This is a genomic window from Pleomorphomonas oryzae DSM 16300 (genome assembly GCF_000422965.1).
Lineage (GTDB): Bacteria > Pseudomonadota > Alphaproteobacteria > Rhizobiales > Pleomorphomonadaceae > Pleomorphomonas > Pleomorphomonas oryzae.
The window spans coordinates 176,394-202,011 of sequence record NZ_AUHB01000002.1 but is presented as its reverse complement, the minus strand read 5'-3'; the positions used below and the strand labels follow the sequence as shown (position 1 = coordinate 202,011).

At 63.8% G+C, this 25,618-nt stretch carries 21 protein-coding genes; 18 read left to right on the top strand and 3 right to left on the bottom strand.

Translation table 11 applies throughout. The annotated features are described in order from the left end of the window. Positions 1–65 precede the first annotated feature (65 nt). On the bottom strand, positions 66–1,112 hold the full coding sequence (locus G522_RS0103880) for a MaoC family dehydratase (RefSeq protein ID WP_036838014.1): 1,047 nt from the start codon (positions 1,110–1,112) through the stop codon (positions 66–68). 258 nt (positions 1,113–1,370) lie between these two features. Between G522_RS0103880 and polA the strand changes: the two genes are divergently transcribed. From polA to G522_RS0103865, 3 genes are read left to right on the top strand one after another with little or no spacing between them, the layout of a single operon-like run. Continuing rightward, positions 1,371–4,379 carry a DNA polymerase I gene (gene polA, locus G522_RS0103875; RefSeq protein ID WP_051228273.1) on the top strand — a complete coding sequence of 1,003 codons (3,009 nt, stop codon included), beginning with the start codon at positions 1,371–1,373 and terminating at the stop codon, positions 4,377–4,379. Next, positions 4,379–4,984 (top strand): cob(I)yrinic acid a,c-diamide adenosyltransferase, encoded by a 606-nt coding sequence (gene cobO, locus G522_RS0103870; protein ID WP_026789908.1) that lies wholly within the window; start codon positions 4,379–4,381, stop codon positions 4,982–4,984. The genes polA and cobO overlap by 1 nt, the downstream gene beginning before the upstream one ends. Then, the gene (locus G522_RS0103865; RefSeq protein WP_026789907.1) at positions 4,984–6,453 is read left to right on the top strand and encodes a cobyric acid synthase; all 1,470 of its coding nucleotides are present in this window, start codon (positions 4,984–4,986) and stop codon (positions 6,451–6,453) included. Before cobO ends, G522_RS0103865 begins: the two co-directional genes overlap by 1 nt. Here G522_RS0103865 and cbiB read toward each other — a convergent pair. Then, complete coding sequence (gene cbiB, locus G522_RS0103860) at positions 6,434–7,426, bottom strand: adenosylcobinamide-phosphate synthase CbiB (RefSeq protein WP_026789906.1); 993 nt, start codon at positions 7,424–7,426, stop codon at positions 6,434–6,436. The genes G522_RS0103865 and cbiB overlap by 20 nt on opposite strands. Positions 7,427–8,003: 577 nt before the next feature. On the opposite strand from cbiB, the gene G522_RS0103855 reads away from it, so the two are divergent. Genes G522_RS0103855 through G522_RS0103820 form a run of 8 tightly spaced genes read left to right on the top strand, consistent with a single transcriptional unit; the run spans position 8,004 to position 16,942 of the window. Beyond that, positions 8,004–8,327 (top strand): STAS domain-containing protein, encoded by a 324-nt coding sequence (locus G522_RS0103855; RefSeq protein ID WP_026789905.1) that lies wholly within the window; start codon positions 8,004–8,006, stop codon positions 8,325–8,327. Next, positions 8,302–8,670 (top strand): response regulator, encoded by a 369-nt coding sequence (locus tag G522_RS0103850; protein WP_026789904.1) that lies wholly within the window; start codon positions 8,302–8,304, stop codon positions 8,668–8,670. Before G522_RS0103855 ends, G522_RS0103850 begins: the two co-directional genes overlap by 26 nt. Positions 8,671–8,688: 18 nt before the next feature. Continuing rightward, positions 8,689–10,782, top strand: a complete 2,094-nt coding sequence (locus tag G522_RS0103845; protein ID WP_026789903.1) for a chemotaxis protein CheA — start codon at positions 8,689–8,691, stop codon at positions 10,780–10,782. 17 nt (positions 10,783–10,799) lie between these two features. Beyond that, positions 10,800–11,312 (top strand): chemotaxis protein CheW, encoded by a 513-nt coding sequence (locus G522_RS0103840; RefSeq protein WP_051228271.1) that lies wholly within the window; start codon positions 10,800–10,802, stop codon positions 11,310–11,312. Positions 11,313–11,336: 24 nt separating this feature from the next. Beyond that, the gene (locus G522_RS30615) at positions 11,337–14,300 is read left to right on the top strand and encodes a methyl-accepting chemotaxis protein (RefSeq protein ID WP_051228269.1); all 2,964 of its coding nucleotides are present in this window, start codon (positions 11,337–11,339) and stop codon (positions 14,298–14,300) included. A 59-nt stretch (positions 14,301–14,359) separates the two neighbouring features. Next, a complete protein-coding gene (locus G522_RS0103830) occupies positions 14,360–15,211 on the top strand; it encodes a CheR family methyltransferase (RefSeq protein WP_026789901.1) in 852 nt (283 codons plus the stop codon). Between the two features lie 3 nt (positions 15,212–15,214). Next, complete coding sequence (locus G522_RS25480) at positions 15,215–15,859, top strand: hypothetical protein (protein ID WP_084632707.1); 645 nt, start codon at positions 15,215–15,217, stop codon at positions 15,857–15,859. Positions 15,860–15,868: 9 nt separating this feature from the next. Then, positions 15,869–16,942 (top strand): protein-glutamate methylesterase/protein-glutamine glutaminase, encoded by a 1,074-nt coding sequence (locus G522_RS0103820; RefSeq protein ID WP_036838010.1) that lies wholly within the window; start codon positions 15,869–15,871, stop codon positions 16,940–16,942. Between the two features lie 11 nt (positions 16,943–16,953). Here the strand turns inward: G522_RS0103820 and G522_RS0103815 are convergent, their stop codons facing one another. Further along, positions 16,954–17,487, bottom strand: a complete 534-nt coding sequence (locus G522_RS0103815; RefSeq protein WP_026789899.1) for a gamma carbonic anhydrase family protein — start codon at positions 17,485–17,487, stop codon at positions 16,954–16,956. A gap of 247 nt (positions 17,488–17,734) precedes the next feature. Between G522_RS0103815 and miaB the strand changes: the two genes are divergently transcribed. The 7 genes from miaB to metK all read left to right on the top strand — a co-directional run bounded on the left by miaB (position 17,735) and on the right by metK (position 25,575). Then, positions 17,735–19,150, top strand: a complete 1,416-nt coding sequence (miaB, locus tag G522_RS25475) for a tRNA (N6-isopentenyl adenosine(37)-C2)-methylthiotransferase MiaB (RefSeq protein ID WP_051228267.1) — start codon at positions 17,735–17,737, stop codon at positions 19,148–19,150. Between the two features lie 56 nt (positions 19,151–19,206). Next, a complete protein-coding gene (locus G522_RS0103805; protein WP_026789898.1) occupies positions 19,207–20,220 on the top strand; it encodes a PhoH family protein in 1,014 nt (337 codons plus the stop codon). Next, positions 20,217–20,717 carry an rRNA maturation RNase YbeY gene (ybeY, locus tag G522_RS0103800; RefSeq protein ID WP_026789897.1) on the top strand — a complete coding sequence of 167 codons (501 nt, stop codon included), beginning with the start codon at positions 20,217–20,219 and terminating at the stop codon, positions 20,715–20,717. The genes G522_RS0103805 and ybeY overlap by 4 nt, the downstream gene beginning before the upstream one ends. 63 nt (positions 20,718–20,780) lie before the next feature. Next, positions 20,781–21,812 (top strand): hemolysin family protein, encoded by a 1,032-nt coding sequence (locus G522_RS0103795; protein WP_084632703.1) that lies wholly within the window; start codon positions 20,781–20,783, stop codon positions 21,810–21,812. Between the two features lie 83 nt (positions 21,813–21,895). After that, complete coding sequence (gene lnt, locus G522_RS0103790; protein ID WP_026789895.1) at positions 21,896–23,524, top strand: apolipoprotein N-acyltransferase; 1,629 nt, start codon at positions 21,896–21,898, stop codon at positions 23,522–23,524. Positions 23,525–23,671: 147 nt separating this feature from the next. After that, positions 23,672–24,085: a helix-turn-helix domain-containing protein gene (locus G522_RS0103785; protein ID WP_026789894.1), complete on the top strand. Its 414-nt coding sequence runs from the start codon at positions 23,672–23,674 to the stop codon at positions 24,083–24,085. A gap of 314 nt (positions 24,086–24,399) precedes the next feature. Further along, positions 24,400–25,575 (top strand): methionine adenosyltransferase, encoded by a 1,176-nt coding sequence (metK, locus tag G522_RS0103780; protein WP_026789893.1) that lies wholly within the window; start codon positions 24,400–24,402, stop codon positions 25,573–25,575. Positions 25,576–25,618: the final 43 nt, after the last annotated feature.

Here is a 25,618-nt window from a genome sequence, read left to right as displayed (position 1 = left end):
ACGATCTCGCTCTTTGTTATCACATCGGATTTTCCGAAAACCGGATCCACTCTCGGTCCGATGCGCTAGCGCGGCATCAGCAGCCAGAGGTCGAGATCGAGTACGACAGACGGCAAATAGGCGCCGGCATCGTCTCGGTCTGGAAAATCAGCTGCCGGCTGATCGCGCGTACCGACGAGGCGGATACGCAGGGCGCCGAGGTCGTCACGTCCGTCGATCAGCTCCTTGCCCAGGATGGTCGACCAGGCATGGATCGTCGAGCCCGTGAACACCGGCCCGACGTAACGACCGCCATTGATCGCTGCGACGTGGACGGCATTGGCGAGACCATTGAAAGTCAACGCGCGTGCAATGGCCATGACGATGCCGCCGGGCACCAGCCAGCGGCCACGCGAACGCTCGTCGGAGAACGGCAGCGGATGCTGCCGGGCAGGATTGCCGAAGAAACGAGCAGCCATCATGGCGGTGCCCTCGTCGATGAGAACGCCATCGACATGATCGATGCGCTCGCCGAGCTCATAATCACCCCAGCGGAAACGGCTGCCGGACAGGCCGGTATCCCAGGCCGAGAGATCGAGCACCGGCAGACGGGCGCCCAACGCATCGGCCGGCACGGCCGCCGGCAAAGGCGGCACCAATTGTTCGGAGAAGGGCGGCAAGCCCTCTTCGGCCTTGCGCACCGTCTGCCAGCGGGCAAAATCCATGACTTCGACGCCGCCGTCCTTGTGGCCGGTGGTGCGCAGATAAACCACGCCCGTTCGGCCGCCGGTGTCACGCAGGCCGATGACCTCGGTCACCGCGGAGATCGTTTCACCCGGATAGACCGGGGCAATGAACCGGCAACCGGCATAGCCGAGATTGGCGACGGCATTGATGCCGACATCCGGTACCGACTGGGCGAAAACGATGTTGAAGGCCAGGAAGTCATCGATCGGTGCCATCGGGTGACCGACGGCATGCGCGAAATCGTCGGAGGATTGCAGAACGAAGCGGCTGCCCGTCAGAGCCCGATAGAAAGCGACGTCGCCATCGGTAACCGTGCGCGGGCTGGCATGACGAAAAACCTGACCGACCCGAAAATCCTCAAAATACCGGCCGCCGCTACTCTTCATGGCTGCCCCCGAACCGCGAATCGGTGACCATGATGACCCGCGGAACGGGGGTGTCATCCCCGCCGTTGGTCGGGGACCGCTCAAGTGCCCGTCATCACCCCCGATTGCCAGCGCACTTCCGGTCTTCGGCTCCCGAATGCCGTTCGTCCTTTCGACGACAAAAGCCCTAGTGGACATCGACCGGAAAGCGTCAGCAGTGGCGCCGAGCGGCCACGGCGCGTCTTCACTTCCGGCGGACAGGCGGGCATAGTCTGCCGCATGTCGAATGCAGAATCCCCCTTGAGCCCCGCCTCGCGCCCAGTCCGGGCCGGCGACCACGTGTTCCTGATCGACGGGTCGGGCTACATCTTTCGCGCCTACCACGCGCTGCCACCGCTGACCCGCAAGTCGGACGGCGTGCCAGTCGGTGCCGTCTCCGGCTTCTGCAACATGCTGTGGCGGCTGTTGAAGGAAACCGAGCAGACCGCCGTCGGCGTCAAGCCGACGCATCTGGCGGTGATCTTCGATGCGTCCGCCGTCACCTTCCGCAATGAGATCTACCCGCTCTACAAAGCACAGCGACCGGAGCCACCGGCCGACCTCCGCCCGCAGTTCGGGCTGATCCGGGAGGCCGTCCGGGCCTTCAACGTCGCCTGCGTCGAGCAGATCGGCTTCGAGGCGGACGATCTGATTGCCACCTACGCGGCGGAAGCGACCGCCGTGGGCGCCGATGTCACGATCGTTTCCTCGGACAAGGACCTGATGCAACTGGTCGATGACCGCGTCGTGCTGCTCGATACGATGAAGGACCGGCGGATCGGCGTGCCGGAGGTGATCGAGAAGTTCGGCGTGCCGCCCGACAAAGTGGTCGAGGTGCAATCGCTCGCCGGCGACTCGGTGGACAACGTGCCCGGCGTGCCCGGCATTGGTCTCAAGACGGCGGCTCAGCTCGTTCTCGAATATGGCAATCTCGAAGCCCTGCTTGCCGGCGCGGCCGGCATCAAACAGCAGAAGCGGCGCGAAAACCTGATCACCTTCGCCGAGCAGGCCCGGATCTCGCATCGCCTGGTAACGCTGAAACGCGACGTGCCCCTGGAGCATCCAATCGATGGGCTCGGCGTGCGGCCGATCATCGGCGAGCGGCTGATCGCCTATGCCAAGGCAATGGAGTTCTCGACCATCATTCGCCGCGTGTCCGAGGCGACCGGTGTCGAGCCTTCGAAGGTTGCGCCTGCCGTGGTGCCGGTGACGCATTGGCCGCCGGAAGGCGAGACGCCGCCCCTTACGGAAACCATCGACATCGCAACGACCAACATGACGGTCAACCCTCCCTCGTCCGAGATCGGCGATGAAGGAGAAAGCGGCGTATCGGCACTGTCCGGAGTATTCACACCCGGCAGCCGCGCCGCCGAAGCGCTGGCGCGGATGCAGTCCATTCCTGTCGACTATTCGGCTTATGAAACGGTCACCGACGTCGCCCGTCTCGAGGCCTGGGTAGCGGAGGCCTTCGAGGCCGGACGCGTCGCTTTCGACACCGAGACATCCGGCCTCGATTCCATGCAGGCGGACATTGTCGGCGCGTCGCTGGCCGTTACCCCCGGTCGTGCCTGCTATATCCCGCTCGCTCATATTTCCGGTACAGGCGACCTGTTGGGCGGCGGCCTGGTGACCGGTCAGATCGCCATTCGCGACTTCGTGCGCATCGTGAAACCGCTGCTCGAAGATCCGTCGGTCCTGAAGATCGGGCAGAACGCGAAGTATGATTGGGTCGTCCTGAAGCGCCTCGGCATCACCGTTGCGCCTTGCGACGACACCATGCTGCTCTCCTATGCCCTCGATGCCGGTCGCATGGGGCACGGCATGGACGAGCTGTCGGAAGTGCTGCTCGGCCACAAACCGATCGCCTTCAAGGAGGTCTGCGGCTCGGGCAAATCGATGATCACCTTCGATCGCGTGCCGCTCGATCGCGCCACGCACTATGCCGCCGAGGACGCCGACATCACGCTGCGCCTCTGGCACGTGTTGAAGCCGCGCCTTCCCGCCGAAGGCATGACCACCCTCTATGAGACCGCCGAGCGGCCGCTTATCGACGTCATCGCCCGCATGGAGATGCGCGGCGTTTCCGTCGACCGGCAAATCCTGTCGCGCTTGTCCGGAGAGTTCGCGCAGTCGATGGCCGGAATGGAAGCCGGCATCTTCGAGGTGGCCGGCGAGAGCTTCAACATCGGCTCGCCCAAGCAGATCGGCGACATCCTGTTCGGCAAGCTCGGCCTCGACGGCGCGAAGAAGACCAAAACCGGCGCCTGGGCGACTGGCGCCGACGTGCTGGAAGACCTCGCCGCCGAAGGGCTTGAGCTGCCGCGCCGCATCCTCGACTGGCGGCAGCTCTCCAAGCTGAAGTCGACCTACACCGACGCATTGCCTGGCTACATCCATCCGGAGACCAAACGGGTCCACACCAGTTATTCGCTGGCCGCCACCACCACCGGTCGCCTCGCTTCGTCGGAGCCCAACCTTCAGAACATTCCAGTGCGGACCGAAGAGGGACGCAAGATCCGCCGTGCCTTCGTGGCGCCGGCGGGCCGCAAGCTGCTGTCGGCCGACTACAGCCAGATCGAGCTCAGAGTGCTCGCCCACGTCGCCGATATTCCGGCGCTGAAGAATGCCTTTGCCGAAGGCATCGACATTCACGCCATGACGGCCTCCGAGATGTTCGGCGTGCCGGTTGAGGGCATGGACCCGATGATCCGCCGTCGGGCCAAGGCGATCAACTTCGGCATCATCTACGGGATCTCCGCCTTCGGCCTCGCCAACCAGCTGTCCATCCGGCGTGAAGAAGCGGGCGACTATATCAAGCGCTATTTCCAGCGCTTCCCCGGCATTCGCGACTACATGGAGGCGACCAAGCGGCAGGCGCGCGAGACCGGTTACGTCACCACCATCTTTGGCCGCAAGGCGCACTATCCGGAAATCGGTTCGCCCAACCCGTCGATGCGTGCCTTCATGGAGCGGGCCGCCATCAACGCACCGATCCAGGGATCGGCCGCCGACATCATTCGCCGCGCCATGGCGCGCATGGAAGCGGCGCTTGCCGAGGCGAGCCTGTCGGCGCTGATGCTGCTGCAGGTGCACGACGAGCTGATCTTCGAGGTGCCGGACGACGAAGTGGAGGCGACGATCCCGGTGGTGCGCGCCGTCATGGAGAACGCGGCCGAGCCGGCGGTGAAGCTTGCCGTGCCCTTGGTCGTCGATGCCCGCGCCGCCCAGAACTGGGACGAGGCACACTGATGACGGACGCGGATGCCGAACGCCACCGGCTGAAGATGGCAAAGCGCAAGGCGGTGCAGGACGCCGAGGTGGCCTCGAAGACGATTGACGAGAAAGGCCTGCTGATCGTCACCACCGGCCCCGGCAAGGGCAAATCGACGGCCGCCTTCGGACTTGTCGTCCGCGCCCTCGGTCATGGCTGGAAGGTGGGCGTGGTGCAGTTCGGCAAAGGTGGCTGGGAAAGCGGTGAGCGGCGCGTGCTGGAGGGTTTCCCCGGCGTGTCCTGGTACACGCTTGGCGAGGGCTTTACCTGGGAAACGCAGGATCGGGCGCGCGATATCGCCGCGGCGGAGAGCGCCTGGGCGAAAGCGCAAGCGCTGATGGCCGATCCCGACATTCGTCTGCTCATCCTCGACGAACTCAACATCGCGCTCCGCTACGAGCATCTTTCCCTTTCCGAAGTCGTCGCGCGGCTGAAGGCACGGCGAGCCGACCTCACCGTCGTCGTCACCGGCCGCAACGCCAAGCCGGAGCTGATCGAAGCGGCCGACTGCGTCACCGAAATGGTCGCGGTGAAGCATCACTTCGCTGTCGGCGTGAAGGCGCAGGCGGGGATCGAGTTCTGATGGTCAGCCGGCTGATGTTCCAGGGGACCGGCTCGGACGTCGGCAAGTCGTTGATCGTTGCCGGCCTCTGCCGCCTCTATGCCCGACGCGGCCTCAAGGTCAGGCCTTTCAAGCCGCAGAACATGTCCAACAATGCAGCGGTGACGGCGGACGGCGGCGAGATCGGCCGGGCGCAGGCGCTACAGGCCCGCGCCGCCGGTGTTGCGCCATCCGTTCACATGAACCCGGTGCTGCTGAAGCCGCAGTCGGACATCGGCTCGCAAGTGGTGGTGCAGGGGCGCGTCATCGGCAACGCGAGGGCGCGCGACTATCAGGCGATGAAGCCGGAACTGATGCCGGCAGTACTCGACAGCTTCGCACGGCTGTCCCAGGACGCCGACCTGATCCTGGTCGAGGGGGCCGGCTCGCCAGCCGAGATCAACCTTCGGGCCGGCGACATCGCCAACATGGGCTTTGCGCGAGCGACCGATACCCCGGTGGTGCTGATCGGCGATATCGACAGGGGCGGCGTCATTGCCAGCCTGGTCGGCACCAAGGCCGTGATGGCAGAGGAGGACGCGGCGTTGGTCGCCGGCTATCTCATCAACCGCTTTCGCGGCGACGTTTCGCTGTTCGACACCGGCCTTGCCGAGATCAAGCACCGTACCGGCTGGCAGTCCTTCGGCGTGGTGCCATACTTCCCCGATGCCGGGCGACTGCCGGCGGAAGACGCATTGGGCCTTAAGAGCCGCTACCACGCCAGCGGGAAGGAGGGCCGCAAGCGCATCGTCGTTCCGGTGCTGCCGCGCATCGCCAACTTCGACGATCTCGACCCGCTACGGCAGGAGAGCGGCGTCGACGTTATCCTCGCTGAACCCGGCCGCCCCTTGCCGGCTGCCGACCTCGTGCTCCTACCCGGTTCGAAGGCGACCATTCCCGACCTCATCGCGCTGAAGGCGGAAGGCTGGGACATCGACATTCGCGCGCACGCCCGGCGGGGCGGCAAGGTGCTCGGCCTTTGCGGCGGCTATCAGATGCTCGGCCACACTCTTCGCGACCCGGAGAGGATCGAAAGCGACATCGACGCGATCGGCGGCCTCGCCCTGCTCGATGTCGAGACTACCATGACGGGCGACAAGCGCCTGCAGCCGGTGAGCGGCGTGTCGATGCCCGACGGCACGCCATTTTCCGGCTATGAAATGCATGTCGGTTCCACCAGCGGCCCCGACCGTTCCAGACCATTCGCCCGCCTTGCGGACGGCAGCGACGAGGGAGCGATTTCGCAAGGGGGCAATGTCGCCGGCAGCTATTGCCATGGCCTTTTGGCCGACGATCGGCAACGGGCAAGACTGCTCGGCTGGATCGATGCCGCCCCCTCGGCGCTTGTTTACGAGGCAGAAATCGATCGCGTGCTCGACGGCCTCGCCGATCATCTGTCGGCCCACCTCGACGCCGACGGCCTATTCGAGCTCAGCCAAAGGCCAGGATAACCAAGCCGAGCCAGACGAGCCCCAATACGGCGGCGATCAGCAGCACGGCACGCCGATAGAGCCTCAGCGCGCGGTCGATATCGTAGGCGGTGACCTCGGCGCGGCCGTCACCCATCCAGGCATCCTCGATGCGCGTGTCGCCATAGACCTTGGGGCCGTTGAGGCGCAGACCGAGTGCGCCGGCCATCGCCGCTTCCGGCCAGCCGGCATTGGGGGACTTGTGGCGGCGGGCGTCACGATCGATCGCCCGGACCGCCGCTGCCGCCGAGGCCCCGTCATCGGCGAGCGCCGCTGCCACGATGGCCCAGGCGGTGAGGCGCGAAGCCGGCAGGTTGACGAGATCATCGAGCCTCGCCGATGCCCAGCCGAAAGCGAGGTAGCGCGGCGTCTTGTGCCCGATCATTGAATCGGCCGTGTTGATCGCCTTATAGGCGGCCGCTCCCGGCAAGCCGAGAACGGCCATCCAGAAGAGAGGTGCCGTGACGCCGTCGGAGAAGCTTTCGGCCAGGCTCTCGATGGCGGCGCGGCAGACGCCTGCGGCATCGAGATGGGCGGGATTGCGGCCGACGATCCGGCCGACTGCAAGGCGGCCAGCCTCAAGGCCGCCCTGGCGCATGGCATCGGCAACGGCGGCGACGTGAACGTGCAGACTGCGTGCGGCCAGCAGCGTCGAGCCGACAATGGCGGCGACACAGGGACCCGCAATGGGCCCCGCCTGCCCCGACAGAGAACCGATCGCGGCGGCGACAAGGGCGCTTGCCGCCACGTTGGCCACAGCGGCAAGGACACCGTTCAGTCGCCGGCGATCCTCGTTGAGGTCATCGCGATTGAGTGTGCGGTCGAGAAGGCCGATCAGCGCCCCCATCCAGGTTACCGGATGACCAATTTGTCGAAAGAGCAAATCGGGATAGCCAATCACCGCCTCGAAGCCGAGGGCCAAGAGGGCGATGAGAAGGAATTCAAGCGGAGCCATATCAGCATCTCTTTCGGAACGCCGGTCGAACGACCCGAAGCGTGCGTCGTCTTTCTGTCACGCATCCGATCCTTTCGGAAGCCCCGCCTCGCCACTTGGGCAGGAACGAAAGCCTGCCTCCTCAGCAACAGAACGATTCGAACGACTTTGCTCGTTATGAGCGGGTTTGCACCGTCATAAAACCCATACCCTTAAATACCTATATGATGATTTCTATCTATGGTTGTTTCTATCCGACCAGTATCGGCCGGCGAGTCCCGCAATTTGCGCACCGCCAAAAAGGGGAAACCGAAACTGCGATTCATTTCAAGACTCTATTCCCGCAACCCCAGGGAATAACCCATCAGTGTTACTTCAGCATCATTCAGCCGAAAGACCTTCGCCTGGAAATGCTTGATTCAACAAATGACAATGAAGACTCGTAGAAATCGGTATCCTTAACCGCCGACCCAGTCGAATTGGCGACGAAGAGGAAATTTCACTTCAGTTTTCGGTAACCAATCCATGCGTGTACTGTCACGCCATAGATCCACGGACAGGTGTGTTTCCAGCACCTGTAGATCGCAGAGAGTCCAATTTGCCGCCGCTCGAACAACGTAAAGTTTGTCACGATCTGGCTGATGTGCTCGACGCTTCCGCCGTGCGTGACCTCTATGCACAGATCGAGCCTCTCGTTTCCGAGGCCACACTTCTGACGCTGAATGCCGCGGCCGTCGAACGCCTCGGCACACAAGCCGTCCAACTCCTTGTTGCAACCGCCCGCGCGCTCGAAATGAACGGTGGCCGGCTCGCGATCGTGAATACCACGCCAACCTTTCGCGAAGCCTATGCCGACCTCGGCCTTCTCGCCGAGTTCGACGCCCGGAGCATTGTAAATGCCGAGAAAGATACTGACGGTTGACGATTCCAGGACCATGCGTGACATGGTCTCCTATACGTTGAAGGGAGCTGGCTTCGAGGTCCTGGAAGCCGAAGACGGGGTGAAGGCCCTGGGCGTTCTCGCCTCCACCCGCGTCGACCTGATCATTACCGACATCAACATGCCCAATATGGACGGCGTGACGCTGGTCAAGCGGGTGCGTGCCGGTGGAGCGCACGCATCGACGCCGATCCTGATCCTGACCACCGAGTCGGGAGACGAGAGGAAAGCAAGCGGCAAGGCCGCCGGCGCCACGGGTTGGATCGTCAAACCCTTCGCGCCGGAGAAACTGCTTTCCGTCGTCAACAAGGTCTGCCCTGCCTGACCCTTATGGACGGCTGTCATGTCAACTCCGACCTTCGGTTCCGACGAACTGGCACAGTTCCGTAGAACCTTTTTTGAAGAATGCACGGAACTGCTCGCCGACCTCGAGGAACGCCTCGGGGCGCTCGTTGCCTTTTCCAGCGATGTCGAGAGCCTGAACGCCATCTTTCGCGCCGTCCACTCGGTGAAGGCCGGCGCCGGTGCCTTCGGCTACTCCGTTCTGGTCGGGTTTGCGCACCGGTTCGAGGCTTTGCTCGACCGGCTGCGCGACGGCAAGGTTGAACTCGACGAGCGGACGCTCGCCGCGCTCATCGCTGCCGCCGACGTATTTTCCGCCCTCGTCGATCTCGCCCGTCAAAGCGAGACTCCGGCCGACGACTTTGGCGCCGAGGTCGCAGAAGAACTCAAAGCCTTGCTCGACGGCGCCGCCGCGCCCCAGCCGACCTTGCGGGAACCCGCAGAGTTTGTGGAGATGCCGGCAGCCCCAGTGGAGAAAACCTATCGGATCGTCTTCCGGCCCAACGCCGAGCTGTTCCGCCACGCCAATGAGCCGCTCTATCTGATCCGCGAACTCAAGACGCTCGGTACCCTGACGGTCGACTGCGATCTTGCCCGGTTGCCACCCTTCGACGCCTTCAACGTCGACGACGCTTATCTTGGCTGGACGATGACGCTCCGCGCCGACTGCGCGCCGACCGCCATCGCGGAAGTGTTCGAGTTCGTCGACGATGAATGCGAGCTGACCATCGAGGAAATCGCCCCCATCGCAAGTGTAGCGGATGAGGCGCCCCTCAAAGCGGAGACGGAAAAACCGGCGGTCGCCGTGGCACCACCGGCCGAGAAAAAAGCGGTCGAGCGCAAAGCCTCGGACAACAAGACCGCCGGAAACGCAGCGTCCATCTCGTCGATCCGCGTCGACCTCTATCGGGTCGACCGCCTCGTCAACATGGTGGGCGAACTGGTGATCGCTCAGGCGATGCTGGCGCAGCAGTTTACCGAGAGCCACAGCACCGACGATCCCACCGCGCTTCAGGGCTTCGAGCATCTGGCCGGCCTGACACGCGAGCTGCAGGAATGCGTGATGGCCATCCGCATGCAGCCCGTCAAATCGGTGTTCTCGCGCATGCCGCGCCTGGTCCGCGACGTTGGACACAAGACCGGCAAGGATGTGCGGCTCGAAATGGCTGGCGAGCAGACCGAAGTCGACAAGACGGTGATCGAGGAACTGGCCGATCCGCTCACCCACATGATCCGCAACGCCGTCGACCATGGCATCGAAGACGCGGAGGTCCGCCTTGCCGCTGGCAAGCCCGCCGAGGGCGTCATCCGCCTGTCCGCCCAGCACGCCGGCTCCAACATTCTGATCCATGTCGAAGACGACGGCGCAGGGCTCGATCGTGACCGCCTGCTTGCCAAGGCGACCGAAAAGGGCATCGTGTCGCCGAATGTCAAACTCTCCGGCGAGGAAATCGATGAACTGATCTTCGCGCCGGGCTTTTCGACCGCAGCCGCCGTTACCGACGTGTCGGGTCGCGGCGTGGGTATGGACGTTGTCCGGCGCAACGTGCAGGCGCTCGGCGGCCGCGTACAGGTCACGTCCACGGCCGGCAAAGGCACTCGCTTCACGCTGGTCATTCCGCTGACCCTTGCGGTCCTCGACGGCATGGTGGTGGCGGTCGGCTGGGAAAAGTACATCCTGCCGCTTACATCGATCGTCGAGTCCTTCCGTCCTGGGCGCGGCCAGATCCGTGTCATTCCCGGTGGCGGCGAGGTCGTCTCCATTCGCGGCGAATTCGTCCGCCTGATCCATTTGGCTCGCGTATTCGGCGTCTCCGAGGCTGTCGCCGACCCCTGCGAGGGGCTCGTCGTGCTGATCGAACTCGCCAATGGCAGCAAGCTCGGGGTCGTCGTCGATGAACTGATCGGCCAGCAGCAAGTCGTCATCAAATCGCTGCAGGACAACTATGACCCGGTCCCCGGCATTTCCGGAGCCACCATCCTCGGCAACGGGCGCGTCGCGCTCATCGTCGATATCGAAGAACTCACTCGCCTTTACGACCGGAATGTCCGCATCGCCGACGCGACGATGCGGCCGATGGCCGCCAACGCCTGACTCTCGGAGCCTACTCCATGGCAGAATCGCAAGATCTTCCAAGCATCGGCCCAAACAATGGCCTGGATGCCGCCGCGGCGCTCACGCGGCAGTTCATTTCCTTCCGTGTCGGTGACGACGAGTTCGCCATCGACATCATGGCCGTGCGCGAAATCAAGGGCTGGACCGAGACGACCGTGCTACCGAATCAGCAGAATTACATGCTCGGCGTGCTGAACCTTCGCGGCACCATCGTGCCGATTTTCGACCTGCGCTGCCGCTTCGGCCTCGGCCTCACCACCACGACGCGCAGTCACGTGGTGATCATCGTCGCGATCAGCGGGCGCCTCCTCGGCCTGCTGGTGGACGCCGTCTCGGATATTCTGACCGTCAACGCCGCCGACATCCGGCCAGTGCCCGACGTCGACCAGCCGATCGACAACGCCTTCCTCGCCGGCATCATCCCTGTCGGCGACAGCATGGTCGTCCTTCTCAGCCTCGAAAACCTCTTTGCCAATCATGGCCCGGCGAACACCGCCGTCGCCGCCTGAACGGCCTCACCAGGAACTGACATCATGTCACTCACCTCGTTGAAACTTCGTACCAAGATCGGCCTGATCGTCGCGCTGATGAGCCTGCCGATCGTCATTCTCGGCTGGCTCTACGTCAGCAAGAGCGAAGAGGGTGTGGCCAGGGCCCGCAAGGAGGCCAGCGGCGTTACCTATTCGGTGGCCGTCTGGGAAACCATTCGCGGCCTTGCCAACTCCGCCCTGGACGATACGGCAACGCCCGCCACCGTGCTTTCCACCGTTCCCGATCTCGTCAGCCTTGGCCACGAACATGACACCGCCTTCGGCACCGAGGACGCTGCCAGGGCCTTCAACGACGCTCTGGCCAGCTATGATTGGCCGCGCAGCCACGTGCCGTTCGACGCACGGCTACCCCAGTCGGTCAACTTCGGCCTCAACCTGATGGCCGCCGTCTCCAATGGTGCCGGCATCGCTGTCGATACGGAAGTCGACCACAACTATCTCGGTCAGGCGCTGATGAGCCGCATTCCGCGCGTGCTCTGGTATCGCGTGGCCATCACCGGCAAAATTCGCGAGATGTCGCGCGCGGCCTCCGTCTCAGTGGCCGATCTCGGGCTTCTGAAATCGCAGATCGCTCTGTTCCAGGAAGCCTCGGGCGGAGCCCTGGACGTCCTTCAGGTCGCGAAGTCGCATAGTGCGGACGGCCGCGTCGAGGCGCTCAGCGGACAGATTTCCGCCTTCGCCGAAGCCGTGCCGAATTTCGTACGCGAGGCGGAAACGGTTACCCTTGCTTTCGAAAAGGCGGCAACGCCTGGAAATGTGGATATTTCCGGCTTCATGGAGGCTACCAAGGCGCAGGCCAAGGCAAGCCAGGCTCTCTGGCATGGTGGCGCCGAAACGTTGACCGCCATGCTGGGGGACTACGTCGCCAGCCTGCGCAGTGCGCTGTTCACCACCTTCGGCGTGGTGCTGGCCGCCGTGATCATCGCGCTCGCCGCCAGCATCTTCTTCTCCTTGCAGATCACGCGCGGCGTCGGCCGGATGATCGGCTACATGCAGCGGATCACCAAGGGCGACTATGAGTTCGAGGTGGACGGAACCGATCGGAAGGACGAGATCGGTACCATCGCCGGCGCCGTGTCGGTATTCCGCGAAAACGGCCGGCAGGTTGCCGAGCTCACCGCCAACTACAAGGGTCAGGCCGACGCCATTCGTCTGTCGCAATCGGTATTGGAGCTCGCGCTCGACGGTACCATTACCGACGCCAACGATATCTTCTGCCGCATTTTCGGTTACACGATCGACGAAATCAGAGGCAAGCCGGCGGCGATGTTCGCCGACGCCGCTGCTCGTGAAAGCGCCGAATACAAACTGATGTGGGAAGGGTTGCAGCGCGGAGAACACGTCGTCGGCCAGTACAAGCGGATCGGCAAAGGCGGCCGGGAAGTTTGGCTGGAAGTGTCGTTCAATCCGATCAAGGGTCTCGACGGCAAGCCGTTCAAGATCGTCCAGATTGCGACCGACATCACCGCGCGGCGGCTGCAAGCCGCTGATTTCGAGGGGCAGATCGCCGCAATCTCCAAGGCACAGGGGATCAGCGAGTTTTCGCTCGACGGCAAAGTTCTCGATGCTAACGAGAATTTCCTGAATACGCTCGGCTACACACTGGCCGAGATCAAAGGTCAGCACCACTCCATCTTCGTCGACCCCACCTACCGCACCTCCGTCGACTACCGCATGTTCTGGGAGAAGCTCGGACGCGGTGAATACGACACCAACCAGTACAAGCGCATCGGCAAGGGTGGCCGTGAGGTCTGGATCCAGGCTTCCTACAACCCGATCCTCGACATGAATGGCAAACCGTTCAAGGTGGTCGAGTACGCCACTGATGTCACCGAGCAGGTGCGTTCCGCCGAGGCGTTGCAGGCGGCGGTGCGCGAATCCAAGGAAGTGATCGAGGCGGCGCGTGGCAACGATCTTACCCGGCGTGTGCCACTCGACGGCAAGACCGGCGAGATTGCCAACCTCTGCGAGGGCATCAACACCCTGCTCGACACCATGTCGACCGTGGTTGCTGACATGATGGAAGCGGCGACCACCATTTCCAACGCGGTTGCCGAGATATCCTCGGGCACCACCGACCTCTCCCAGCGGACCGAGCAGCAGGCCTCCAATCTTGAGGAAACCGCGGCCTCGATGGAAGAGATGGCCGCGACCGTCAAGCAGAACGCCGACAACGCCCAGCAGGCCAACCAATTGGCAGCCTCAGCGCGAGGCACGGCAACCGACGGCGGTGAAGTGGTCGGCAAGGCGGTCGATGCCATGAGCCGCATCGAGACCTCGTCACAGAAGATCTCCGACATCATTTCGGTGATCGACGAGATCGCTTTCCAGACCAACCTTCTGGCCCTCAATGCCGCCGTCGAGGCAGCACGGGCAGGCGATGCCGGCAAGGGTTTCGCCGTGGTCGCCTCGGAAGTGCGCTCGCTGGCCCAGCGCTCGTCGGGCGCTGCCAAGGACATCAAGGCGCTGATCGTCGAGAGCGGCGCCCAGGTGAAAGATGGCGTCAAGCTGGTCAACGACGCCGGCACGGCGCTGACCGAGATCGTCGGCTCCATCAAGAAGGTGGCTGACATCGTCTCGGATATCGCCGCCGCAAGCCGCGAGCAGTCGGCTGGCGTCGAGGAGATCAACAAGGCCGTCACCCAGATGGACGAGATGACCCAGCAGAACTCGGCGCTGGTCGAGGAAAACGCCTCGGCGACGCGCATGCTGCAGGAACAGGCCGAAGCCATGCATGGTCGCATGTCGGCCTTCCGTCTTGCCGAGGCCGTTCGAGCGGCCCGGACTGCCATCGGCGATCGGCTGGAGGCTCGATCCGTAACCAAGACGCCATCCCGTCCGGCTCAGCCGAAGAAGGTGGCGGTGGCCGGCGGACGGAATGCCCAGCGGCTGCAGTCCGAATTGCATGCCGCCTTCGAAAGCGACGCTGATTGGAAGGAATTCTGAGCGGGTCGCATCATCGGACCGCGGCGACCTCGCCGCGGTCTGCTTCATCCGGAGTAGACATGGCCGCCCTCAGCACCGCCCCGGAACATCGCGAGTTTCCCTTCACACTGAAGGAATATCGGCGGCTGGCTACTTTCATCCACGGCCGCACGGGCATCACCCTGCCCGACCACAAGATCAACATGGTCTACTCGCGCCTGACGCGGCGCCTGAGGGAACTCGGCTTTTCAGCCTTCTCCGAATACTGCGAGTATTATTCCAGCCCCGAGGGCGAGGATGAGATCGAGTATCTCATCAACGCGCTCACGACCAACCTCACCCGCTTCTTTCGCGAGAAGCACCACTTCGACCATCTCGCCGCCAACCTGTTGTCCGAACTGTCGGCTGACGCCATCAACGGCCGGACACGCCTGCGCATCTGGTCGGCCGGTTGTTCGACGGGCGAAGAGCCTTACTCGATCGCCATGACCTACGCCGAGACCGCCTCGTCGCGCGTGCATTGCGACACCCGGATTCTGGCGACCGATATCGACAGCTCGGTCGTGGCACGCGGCGCCATGGGGCGCTACAGCGCGCAGTCGGTGGCAGAGCTTGGCAAGGGCAGGCGCTATCGTCACTTCTCCGCCGTGAGCGGCAATGAGTGGCAGGTCCGCCCGGAACTCAGGCAGCTCATCGCCTTCAAGCAGCTCAACCTTCTCGACGCCTGGCCGATGAAGGGACCGTTCGATGCCATCTTCTGCCGCAATGTGATGATTTATTTCGACAACCCCACCAAGGCTCGGCTGGTGCAGCGCTTTGCCGACCTTCTGGTACCCGGCGGCTGGCTCTACATCGGCCATTCCGAGACCATTCTCGACCAGAAGACGGCTTTCCGTCTGCGCGGTCCGACCATTTACCAGAAGGGGACCTGATCGATGCCCGGCGCCGGACAACCGAAACCGACCGAGCTTTTCGATTCCGACGTCGGCGCGTGCCGGCAGGCGGCCGGCCACACCCACGATTGGCGACGGGGAGCGCCGACCGTGCGCGTGCTGCCCGGTGAAGCCTATGTGACATCGCGAACGGACGAAACGATCGTTACCGTTCTCGGCTCCTGCGTCGCCGCGTGCATTCGCAATCCGGCGACGGGGTTCGGCGGCCTCAACCACTTCATGCTGCCCGAAAGCGATTCCGGCATCTGGAATGGGGCCAGCGCCGCCCTGCGCTACGGCAATTATGCGATGGAAGTTTTGATCAATGAGGTGCTGAAGTCCGGTTGCCGGCGTCAGGACCTGGAGATCAAACTGTTCGGCGGTGCCGACCTGACGGAGGGACCGACGTTGATCGGCTCTTCCAACGTCTCCTTCGTGCTCGAATACCTCAAGGCCGAAGACCTTGCTGTCGCCTCGGCCGACCTCGGTGGCTGCTATGGCCGCCGCATCCATTACAGTCCTTCGACCGGCGTCGTGCACCGGCTGCTGCTCGGCACGGCCGTTCACCCTGCTTTCCTCGAGGAAGAACACTCTTTCAAGGATCGACTGGCCCGGACGAAAGTCGAGGGCGAAGTCGATCTTTTCTGAGGAACGATTATGCTCGGCACGCCCATCCGCGTCCTCATCGTCGACGACAGCGCCCTGATGCGCGACATGCTGACCAGCGTTCTTTCCCGCGACCCCGGAATTGAAGTGGTGGGCACCGCGGCCGATCCGTTTGCCGCGCGCGAGGCCATCAAACGTCTCAATCCCGACGTACTGACGCTCGATGTCGAGATGCCCGGCATGAACGGCATCTCGTTCCTGGAAAAGCTCATGGCGCTCCGGCCGATGCCGGTGGTGATGGTGTCGACACTGACCCAGACCGGAGCCTTCACCACCCTCCGCGCCCTGGAGATCGGCGCCGTCGATGTCGTCGGCAAGCCGAGCAAAGCCTCCGATCTCGACAAGGTCGCCGGCGAACTCATCGACAAGATCAAAATCGCCGCCGCCGCCAACATCGGCGCTCGCCGCGTGGTGCCGGAAAAGGCGCCGGCGCGCATCTCCGCTCCCCCGGCACCTGTTGGCTGTTCGCGCACCGGCGCAGTGATCGGCATCGGCGCCTCGACCGGCGGCGTCGAAGCCATTCGCGCCGTGCTTACCGAGCTTCCCGCCGAAATGCCGCCCATTCTGATCGTCCAGCACATGCCCGGTCAGTTCACCGGATCGTTCGCCGACCGTCTCGACGGCCTCAGTGCTTTGCATGTGAAAGAGGCCGAGGATGGCGAAGTTCTGCACCCCGGCACGGCCTATGTGGCTCCGGGCGGCCGCCAGTTCGAACTCGGCCATATCGGCCCCAACCTCGTCTGCCGCATCGGCAGCGAGGAACGCGTCTCCGGTCACGCACCGTCGGTCGACGTGCTGTTCCGTTCGATGGCCCGCATCTGCCCGGTCAACAGCCTCGGCGTCATCCTGACCGGCATGGGCCGCGACGGCGCCTCGGGCCTGCTCGATATCCGGCTCGGCGGTGGCCATACGATCGGCCAGAACGAGGCGACCTCCATTGTCTACGGCATGCCGCGCGCCGCCTTCGAGATCGGCGCGGTGGAACGGCAGCTGCCGCTTCAGAGCATCGCCCCTTATCTCGCTGCCGCCTTCTCACCTGCCACCGTCGAAAAGGCGCATGCCTGAAACCGCAGTCATCATTCAGCGATCTTGCGGCAGCCCGCCTTGAAGCGCTTGAAGTTGGCGGCATAGTTTTCTGCCGACCGTCGCAGCTTCTCGATGGTCGCCTCGTCAAGCGCCCGCACCGCCCGCGCCGGTGCGCCGACGATCAACGACCCTTCAGGAAATTCCTTGCCCTCGGTCACCAGCGCATTGGCGCCGACGAGACTGTTGGCACCAATCCTCGCGCCGTTCAGAATGGTGGCGCCCATGCCGACCAGCACGTTGTCGCCGAGCGTACAGGAATGGACAATCGCCTGGTGGCCGATGGTGCACCCCTCGCCGATCGTCAGCGGAAAGCCGGGATCGGTGTGCAGCGTCGCGCCCTCCTGGATGTTGGTGCGAGCACCGACGACGATCGGCTCGTTGTCGCCGCGGATCACCGCGCCAAACCAGATCCCGACCTCCGAACCAAGTTTCACCCGGCCGATCACATGGGCATCGGGGGCGACCCAATAGTTACCGTCATCAGGCAGTTCGGGTGCGATTCCATCGAGTTCGTAGATCGGCATGGCAGACTTCTCCTCTGCGGCGCAGGGCGGGGCGGAAGGCTCTTTGTAAGGCTCCGCTGCCAGCGATCAAGACAGCGAACGCGGCCAGACAGCGGCTAATCGTTCCAGCAGTCCCAAAGGCCGTTCGGCGGTCGTCGCGCGAATTTGTTGGAAAACCGCCTTTCGCCACTCCCCAAAATGCACTAGATGCCGTTATCTTTGCCGGGACGGTTCGGATTGCCGTCCCCCACGAGGGAAGCGAGCAACGGTGACGGATAAGAAGTCTGTCTTCATCAAGACCTACGGCTGTCAGATGAACGTCTACGACAGCGATCGCATGTCGGACACGCTGACGCCGCTCGGATACACCACCGCCGACAGTCCTGAGAGCGCCGACCTCGTCATCCTCAATACCTGCCACATCCGTGAGAAGGCGGCCGAAAAAGTCTATTCCGAGCTCGGCCGCTTGCGCGTCTTGAAAGCGGAGCGCGCCGCCGAGGGACGAGAGACGCTGGTCGCCGTCGCCGGCTGCGTCGCCCAGGCGGAAGGCGAGGAAATCATCGCCCGAGCGCCGGTTGTCGACATGGTGTTCGGCCCGCAGACCTACCATCGCCTGCCGGAGCTGATCGAGCGCGTGCGTCTCGGCGAACGGCCGACCGCCACCGAGGGCAAGGCCCCGGCCCGGCAGAAGGTGGTAGAGACCGAGTTTCCATCGGAAGACAAGTTCGATCATCTCGCCGCCCCGTCCGAGACGGCGGTCCGCTCGCGCGGCGTGACGGCTTTTCTCACCGTGCAGGAGGGCTGCGACAAGTTCTGCACCTTCTGCGTCGTACCCTATACGCGCGGATCGGAAGCTTCGCGGCCGGTGGAGAAAATCGTCACGGAAGCCGAAACCCTGGTGGCAGCCGGCGTGCGCGAGATCACGCTCTTGGGTCAGAACGTCAACGCGTACCACGGCGTTGACTGTGAGGGCCGGACGGTCGGCCTTGCTGGCCTCTTGGCGCGTCTTTCCGAGCTGCCGCGCCTTGCTCGCATCCGCTACACCACCAGCCATCCGCGCGATCTCGACGACGCACTGATCGCCGCGCACGCCGGTAATCCCAAGCTGATGCCCTATCTGCACCTTCCTGTGCAGTCGGGCTCGGATCGCATCCTCGCGGCCATGAACCGCCGCCACACGGCTGCCGAATATATCGCCCTTGTCGGCCGCATGCGGGCGGTGCGGCAGGATATGGCCATCTCCGGCGACTTCATCGTCGGCTTCCCCGGCGAGACCGAGGCCGATTTCGAGGCCACGCTGGACCTTGTCCGCACCATCGACTATGCGGCCTGCTTCTCATTCAAATATTCGCCGCGTCCCGGCACGCCGGCGGCGGCTTTCGAAGACCAGGTTCCTGAAGCGGTGAAGAATGAGCGATTGCAGCGCCTGCAGGCGCTGCTGGAAGCCCAGCAGAAAGCCTTTGCCGAGCGCCTCGTCGGCCGCACCCTGCCCGTGCTTTTCGACAAGCCGGGCCGCCTCCCCGGCCAGATCGTCGGGCGGTCGCCCTATCTGCAGCCGGTGGCCGTCATGGCATCGTCGTCGCTGATCGGTGAAATCGCCGAGGTAACCATCGAAGCGACCGGCGGTCACAGCCTGATCGGCCGGCTCGAAGGCGAGCCCGTACCGGCCCGACGGTCGGCATGAGGCCGTCACGACACGCGGACCAAGCCGTCGCGCATGCGACCTAACCGGGGAACGCCATGACCTATGCGTCCGACCTCACCCATCTGGTGCTGGTCTTCGAGGATAACAGGTTGATCGGCCCGCTTTACGGTCAGTTCGACCAGCATTTGGCCCTGATCGAGCAGAAGCTCGGCGTCGACGCCACGGCGCGCGGCAACCAGGTGACCATTCGCGGCTCTCACGAAGCGGCCGCGCGCGCCCGCGATGTGCTGGAAGCGCTCTATGGCCGTCTCCAGGCTGGCCAGTTTCTGACCTCTGCCGACGTCGAGGGAGCGATCCGCATGGCGCTGGCAGTCGGTGACCAGTTGCCGCTGCCGGCCATCGATGCCGCCTCGCGGCTGCAGCTCGCCGGCATCTCCACGCGCCGCAAAACCGTTCTCGCTCGAAACCCGGCGCAGGACGCCTATATCCGCGCTATGGAAAGGTCGACGCTGGTGTTCGGCCTCGGGCCGGCCGGCACGGGCAAGACCTACCTCGCCGTGGCCTATGCCGCGGCGTTGCTGGAGCGTGGCGAGGTGGCTCGCCTCGTGCTATCGCGGCCCGCTGTCGAGGCGGGCGAACGGCTCGGCTTCCTGCCGGGCGATATGCGCGAGAAGATCGACCCCTATCTCCGGCCCCTTTACGACGCGCTCTACGACATGATGCCGCCCGAGCGGGTGGAGCGGGCGCTGACCTCCGGCGCCATCGAGATCGCGCCGCTCGCCTTCATGCGCGGTCGCACGCTGGCCAATGCCGCTGTCATTCTCGACGAGGCGCAGAACACCACGTCGATGCAGATGAAGATGTTCCTCACCCGCCTCGGCGACGGCTCGAAGATGATCGTCACCGGCGATCCCAGCCAGGTCGACCTGCCGGCCGGCCAAGTGTCCGGTCTGGTCGAGGCGAGCCGCATTCTGACCGAGACCCCGGGCATCGTGCAGGTGCGCTTCACCCATGAAGACGTGGTACGCCATGAACTGGTGGCGCGCATCGTCAAGGCCTACGACGACGACAGCCGGGAGCGGCTCGCCGCCCGCAAGGACAAGGCATGAGCGTGATCGCGGTCGATATCCTCACGGAGAGCTCGCTCTGGGGTGAGGCCGAGGACTGGCGCGCCGACGTGGAGACCGCTGTCGCCATGGCGGCATCGGCGGCCGATGCCGAGATCGCCGACGATGCGGAGCTGTCGCTGCTGCTCACCGACGACGCGGCGATCCGCCTGCTCAATCGCGACCACCGCCATCTCGACAAACCGACCAACGTTCTGTCGTTCCCGCAAGACGACCCGGAGGCCGAAGCCTACGGGCCGCTCCTCGGCGATATCGTGGTGGCGCATGAAACGGTAGCGCGAGAGGCAGTGGAGGAAGGCATTTCCTTTCACGATCATTTCCTGCACATGATCGTGCATGGATTCCTGCATCTCGTCGGGTATGATCACATGAACGACGACGAAGCCGAGGAGATGGAGGGACTGGAAACGGCCATCCTCGCCCGGCTTGGTATCGCCAACCCCTACGCCGACGCGCCGATGGGCGGCGCCGGCCACTGAGGGCTGGCATTATCGGGGCGTCATCAGCAGCCGGGGGCTGGCTGACGACGCGGAAGAAGGACGATGAGCGACAGCGACAGTCATAGTACGGGCAGTCAGAATACGGCCGCGGCGACCCAGTCGGGTGCCTCGGCCGAGGGTGGAACAGGCTCTGGATTGAGCTGGCTGGCGCGATTGCGCGAGGCCTTCGGCTTCAAGACCTCGGCGACGCTCAGACAGAACCTCGAGGAAGCGCTCAGCCAGGAAGATGCACTCGACGCCGCCTTCTCGCCCGAAGAGCGGACACTGATCCGCAATATCCTTCGCCTCAGGGAAACGCGCGTCGCGGACGTGATGGTGCCGCGCGCCGATATCGCCGCGGTCGATGCCGACACGACGCTTGCCGAGCTCCTCGGCCTGTTCGAGGCCTCCGGCCATTCACGCATGCCGGTCTACCGGGAGACGCTGGACGACGCCATCGGCATGGTCCACATCAAGGATCTCATCACCCACATCACCGGCAAGGCGCGCATCGATGCCGCCGCCGAAGAGGATGAGGGTCGGCTTGACGTTGGCAAAGTTGATCTCGGCATCACGCTCGAAGCCGCCAAGCTGGTGCGCGCCGTGCTGTTCGTGCCGCCCTCCATGCCAGCCACCGACCTTTTGCAGAAGATGCAGGCGACGCATATCCAGATGGCGCTGGTCATCGACGAGTATGGCGGTACCGACGGCATCGTTTCCATCGAGGACGTGGTTGAGACCATTGTCGGCGAAATCGATGATGAGCACGACGACGAGGATGGGCCGCTGGTCAAAACGGTTCAGGATGGCGTCTATCTCGCCGACGCACGTGCTGATCTCGATGATGTGCGGGCGGTGATCGGGCCAAGCTTCTCCTTTGCCGACTATGACGAGGACGTCGATACGCTCGGCGGCCTGCTGTTTGCCGCGCTTGGCCGCATTCCCGTACGCGGCGAGGTAATCGCCTCCGACGACCTGCCGGGCTGGGAGGTCGAGGTGCTCGACGCCGATCCGCGCCGCATCAAGACGGTGCGGCTCGTCGCCCGGGCAACCGAGCCGCCCGAGACGATCGAGCCGTCGGAAGTCGGGGCCTGAGGCGGCAGGGCATTTCCTCCCCGGCGGCGACCGGCTATTGCTTCAAACGCAACGACCGATTCGCCGCCCAGGGGAAAGGCGCCATGTTCGAGACCTATACCCATCGGCTGCTGCTGCTCTGGGGATGGCCGCGCCGCTTGGTAGCGCTTGTCGCCGGCGCTTGTTCCGCACTCGCCTTGGCGCCGATATACGCCGCGCCGATCCTCTTTCTCACGCTGCCGGTGCTGGTGCTGCTGATCGACGGGGCCGTGGTCGCCGGGCCGCGTGGCGTCCGGCGGTTGAGGCCGGCGGCGGTCACCGGCTGGTGGTTCGGCTTCGGCTATTTCTTCGCCGGCCTCTACTGGGTGGGAATAGCCTTCTTCGCCGAGGGGCGGTCGGAGCTTGTTCCGCTGATGCCCTTTGCGATCGCCGGCCTTGCCGCAGGCCTTGCGCTGTTCACTGCCCTCGGCACGCTGATCGCCCGTTTGCTGTGGAGCGATAGTCCGACCCGCATCTTCGCGCTCGCGGTGGGCCTCGGAGCTTCCGAGTGGCTGCGTGGCCATGTGCTGACCGGCTTTCCATGGAATCTTCTTGGGCAAGCCGTGGCCTTCACCAACGTCACCGCGCAAGGGGCGAGTGTCGTCGGCATCTACGGCCTGACACTTGCCGGCATCGCCGTGTTCGCCGCACCGGCGCTTCTCTCCGATGAACGAGGGCGTCGCCCCTGGCTGCGCTGGCTGACCGTCGCGCTCGTCACGATCCTCGCCGCCACCGACATCGGCTGGGGCGTCTACCGCCTGTCCGGTGCGGCCCCGGTGGGCCAGGCCGTGCTTGCCGACTCCCGTATCCGCATCGTCCAGCCGAATATCGATCAGGCCGCCAAATGGTCGCCCGAGAAAAAGCAGGAAGCCCTCGACAAGCTGACGGCCCTCTCCGACCGCAAGACCGATCCGCAGACGCTGGGGGCCATTTCCTTCTCGGAAATCGTCTGGCCGGAAACGGCCCTGCCTTTCTTTCTGACCGAAGAGCCGGAAGCGCTCGCTCGCATCGCCGATCTGCTATCGCCCGGAACGATCCTGCTCACCGGCGCGCCACGTGTCGAGCCGGCCGACGACCTGGGTGACGGAGGGCGTCGCTACTACAATTCACTGTTTGCCATCGACGACACCGGCGCCATCCGTGCCGCCTACGACAAGGTGCATCTTGTTCCCTTTGGCGAGTACATGCCGTTCAGCGCCGTGTTGCGCCGGCTCGGTATCGGCGAACTGTTCCGTGGCATCGGTGGCTTCTCGCCCGGCCCACGCCACAACTTGATCGCTCTCGCCGGCCATCCGTCCTTTTCGGTGCTGATCTGCTACGAAGCGATTTTCTCAGGTGAAGTGCTGCCCGATAACGGACGCCCCGACTATCTCGTCAACATCACCAATGATGGTTGGTTCGGTCGCAGCTCTGGTCCTCATCAACATCTCGATGCCACGCGCATGCGGGCAATTGAGGAAGGCCTGCCCGTGGTGAGAGCTGCCAATACCGGCATTTCGGCAATCATCGACGCCTATGGCAGAACGGTTGCAAGTCTACCGCTGGGTGAGGAAGGCGTGCTTGACGGTTTCATACCATCCGAACGTCCCAAGACTTTCTTTCAACGCAGCGAACCGATTTTCCTCTTGGTCCTCAGCGTCTTTTTCATCTTGCTGTCACTTCTGAGAAACGGAAAACGTAGAACCAGGAGTTGACAACTTCTCGTTCAGAGACAACAATCTCAGCGCGCAACGATCCTGTTGTGGTTCGTTTGCCAAGAAATGGGCCGCAAGACAACAAATAATGACCGCGCCTTGCGAGCCTCATCAATAACCGCGGATCAATCCGCAGACGAGACTAATATGGCCAGCAAGAAGTCCCCCAATCCCATTGACATCCATGTCGGCAGCCGTGTCCGGCTTCGCCGCATGATGCTTGGCATGAGCCAGGAAAAGCTAGGCGAAGCGCTCGGCATCACCTTCCAGCAGATCCAGAAATACGAAAAAGGCACCAACCGCGTCGGCGCCAGCCGCCTTCAGCACATCGCCACCGTTCTCAAGGTGCCGGTGTCCTTCTTCTTCGAGGATGCACCGGGTACGCCTGAAGAAGCGGCAGGATTTGCTGAGAGCCCCAGCCATTCCTACGTCGTGGACTTCCTGTCGTCGACCGAGGGCCTGTCTCTCAACAAGTCTTTTGTACGCATCAAGGACGCACGCATCCGTCGGCGTATCGTCGATCTGGTCCAGACGCTGGCCACCGAGGAAGGCGAAGCCTGATCTGAAGCTTACTAAAGCTGTAGCGGATCGTTTCGACCATGGTCGATGCGATCCGCTTCTATTTTGAGCCTATAGCGGCTGCAAAGAAAACCTTTCGGCGGGAATAAATTTGCCGCCCGACATCTTGAAACAAAACGAGTCGTCTGGCGCCGTGGCATCAAACGCACGGCGCTTTTCAAACGCGCTTGAGCCTATGGTCGGACGCTTGCGCTTTTTGCGGCGGCTTGCGAAAAGAAACCGCCGCGACGGACCACTGCCGCGACAGACCAGTCTTCCGTCGACCGCGTCGACGTCTTCTTTGAGGGGTCAACCCTATGTCTCGCCAGAATTACCTCTTTACTTCCGAGTCTGTTTCGGAAGGTCATCCAGACAAAGTCTGCGACCGCATTTCCGACACCATCGTCGATGCCTTCCTTGCCGCCGAACCGCAGGCGCGCGTTGCGGCCGAGACGCTCGCCACCACCAACCGTGTCGTCATTGCCGGCGAGACGCGTGGGCCGAAGTCCATCGACAACGCGCTGATCGAGCATCTGACACGCGAGGCGATCCGCGACATCGGCTACGAGCAGGACGGTTTCCACTGGGAAAATGCCAAGATCGAGATCCTGCTGCATGAGCAGTCGTCCGACATTGCCCAGGGCGTTGACGCCGCGGCCAACAAGGACGAGGGCGCAGGCGACCAGGGCATCATGTTCGGCTATGCCTGCCGCGAGACGCCGGAACTGATGCCGGCTCCGATCTACTATGCCCACAAAATCCTTCGCGATCTGGCGACGGCCCGCAAGTCCGGCAAGGAAACCTTGCTGAGACCCGATGCCAAGAGTCAGGTAACCGTCGCCTATGAAGGCGGCAAGGCTGTGCGGGCGCCACAGATCGTTCTGTCCACCCAGCACGCCGACGGCCTCACGTCAGCTGATGTGCGCCGTATCGTCGAGCCTTATATCATCGCCGCCCTGCCTGCCGGCTGGGTCGATGAGCGAACCGTTTGGCATGTCAATCCGACCGGCAAGTTCGTCATCGGTGGCCCGGACGGCGACGCCGGCCTCACCGGTCGCAAGATCATCGTTGACACCTATGGTGGCGCTGCCCCGCATGGCGGCGGCGCCTTCTCCGGCAAGGACCCGACCAAGGTCGACCGTTCGGCCGCCTACGCCGCCCGTTGGCTCGCCAAGAACATCGTGGCCGCCGGCCTCGCCGATCGCGCCACCATCCAGCTCAGCTACGCCATCGGCGTCAGCGACCCGCTGTCGATCTATGTCGACCTGCACGACACCGGCAATGTCGATCCGGCCAAGATCGAGAAGGTGCTCGGCGATCGTGACTTCGTTCGTCTGTCCCCGCGCGGCATCCGCGAGCGGCTCGGCCTCAACAAGCCGATCTATGCGCGCACCTCGGCCTACGGCCACTTCGGCCGGCCGGCCGAGGCCGACGGCGGCTTCTCCTGGGAAGCGCTCGACCTCGTCGACGCTTTGAAGTCTGCCCTCGCCTGAGGCGGAGAAATAGGCTAGACACCGGCCCCGGCAGCTCGGCTGC

Bases quoted from the DNA above. Each gene is read 5' to 3' on its own strand.
- cbiB (WP_026789906.1), bottom strand. From the start codon at position 7,426: ATGGCTCCGCTTGAATTCCTTCTCATCGCCCTCTTGGCCCTCGGCTTC.
- lnt (WP_026789895.1), top strand. From the start codon at position 21,896: ATGTTCGAGACCTATACCCATCGGCTGCTGCTGCTCTGGGGATGGCCG.
- polA (WP_051228273.1), top strand. From the start codon at position 1,371: ATGTCGAATGCAGAATCCCCCTTGAGCCCCGCCTCGCGCCCAGTCCGG.
- G522_RS0103880 (WP_036838014.1), bottom strand. From the start codon at position 1,112: ATGAAGAGTAGCGGCGGCCGGTATTTTGAGGATTTTCGGGTCGGTCAG.
- G522_RS0103820 (WP_036838010.1), top strand. From the start codon at position 15,869: ATGCTCGGCACGCCCATCCGCGTCCTCATCGTCGACGACAGCGCCCTG.
- G522_RS0103845 (WP_026789903.1), top strand. From the start codon at position 8,689: ATGTCAACTCCGACCTTCGGTTCCGACGAACTGGCACAGTTCCGTAGA.
- G522_RS30615 (WP_051228269.1), top strand. From the start codon at position 11,337: ATGTCACTCACCTCGTTGAAACTTCGTACCAAGATCGGCCTGATCGTC.
- G522_RS0103805 (WP_026789898.1), top strand. From the start codon at position 19,207: ATGACCTATGCGTCCGACCTCACCCATCTGGTGCTGGTCTTCGAGGAT.
- G522_RS0103865 (WP_026789907.1), top strand. From the start codon at position 4,984: ATGGTCAGCCGGCTGATGTTCCAGGGGACCGGCTCGGACGTCGGCAAG.
- G522_RS0103815 (WP_026789899.1), bottom strand. From the start codon at position 17,487: ATGCCGATCTACGAACTCGATGGAATCGCACCCGAACTGCCTGATGAC.
- G522_RS0103785 (WP_026789894.1), top strand. From the start codon at position 23,672: ATGGCCAGCAAGAAGTCCCCCAATCCCATTGACATCCATGTCGGCAGC.
- G522_RS0103840 (WP_051228271.1), top strand. From the start codon at position 10,800: ATGGCAGAATCGCAAGATCTTCCAAGCATCGGCCCAAACAATGGCCTG.
- G522_RS0103795 (WP_084632703.1), top strand. From the start codon at position 20,781: ATGAGCGACAGCGACAGTCATAGTACGGGCAGTCAGAATACGGCCGCG.
- G522_RS0103850 (WP_026789904.1), top strand. From the start codon at position 8,302: ATGCCGAGAAAGATACTGACGGTTGACGATTCCAGGACCATGCGTGAC.
- G522_RS0103830 (WP_026789901.1), top strand. From the start codon at position 14,360: ATGGCCGCCCTCAGCACCGCCCCGGAACATCGCGAGTTTCCCTTCACA.
- G522_RS25480 (WP_084632707.1), top strand. From the start codon at position 15,215: ATGCCCGGCGCCGGACAACCGAAACCGACCGAGCTTTTCGATTCCGAC.
- metK (WP_026789893.1), top strand. From the start codon at position 24,400: ATGTCTCGCCAGAATTACCTCTTTACTTCCGAGTCTGTTTCGGAAGGT.
- cobO (WP_026789908.1), top strand. From the start codon at position 4,379: ATGACGGACGCGGATGCCGAACGCCACCGGCTGAAGATGGCAAAGCGC.
- ybeY (WP_026789897.1), top strand. From the start codon at position 20,217: ATGAGCGTGATCGCGGTCGATATCCTCACGGAGAGCTCGCTCTGGGGT.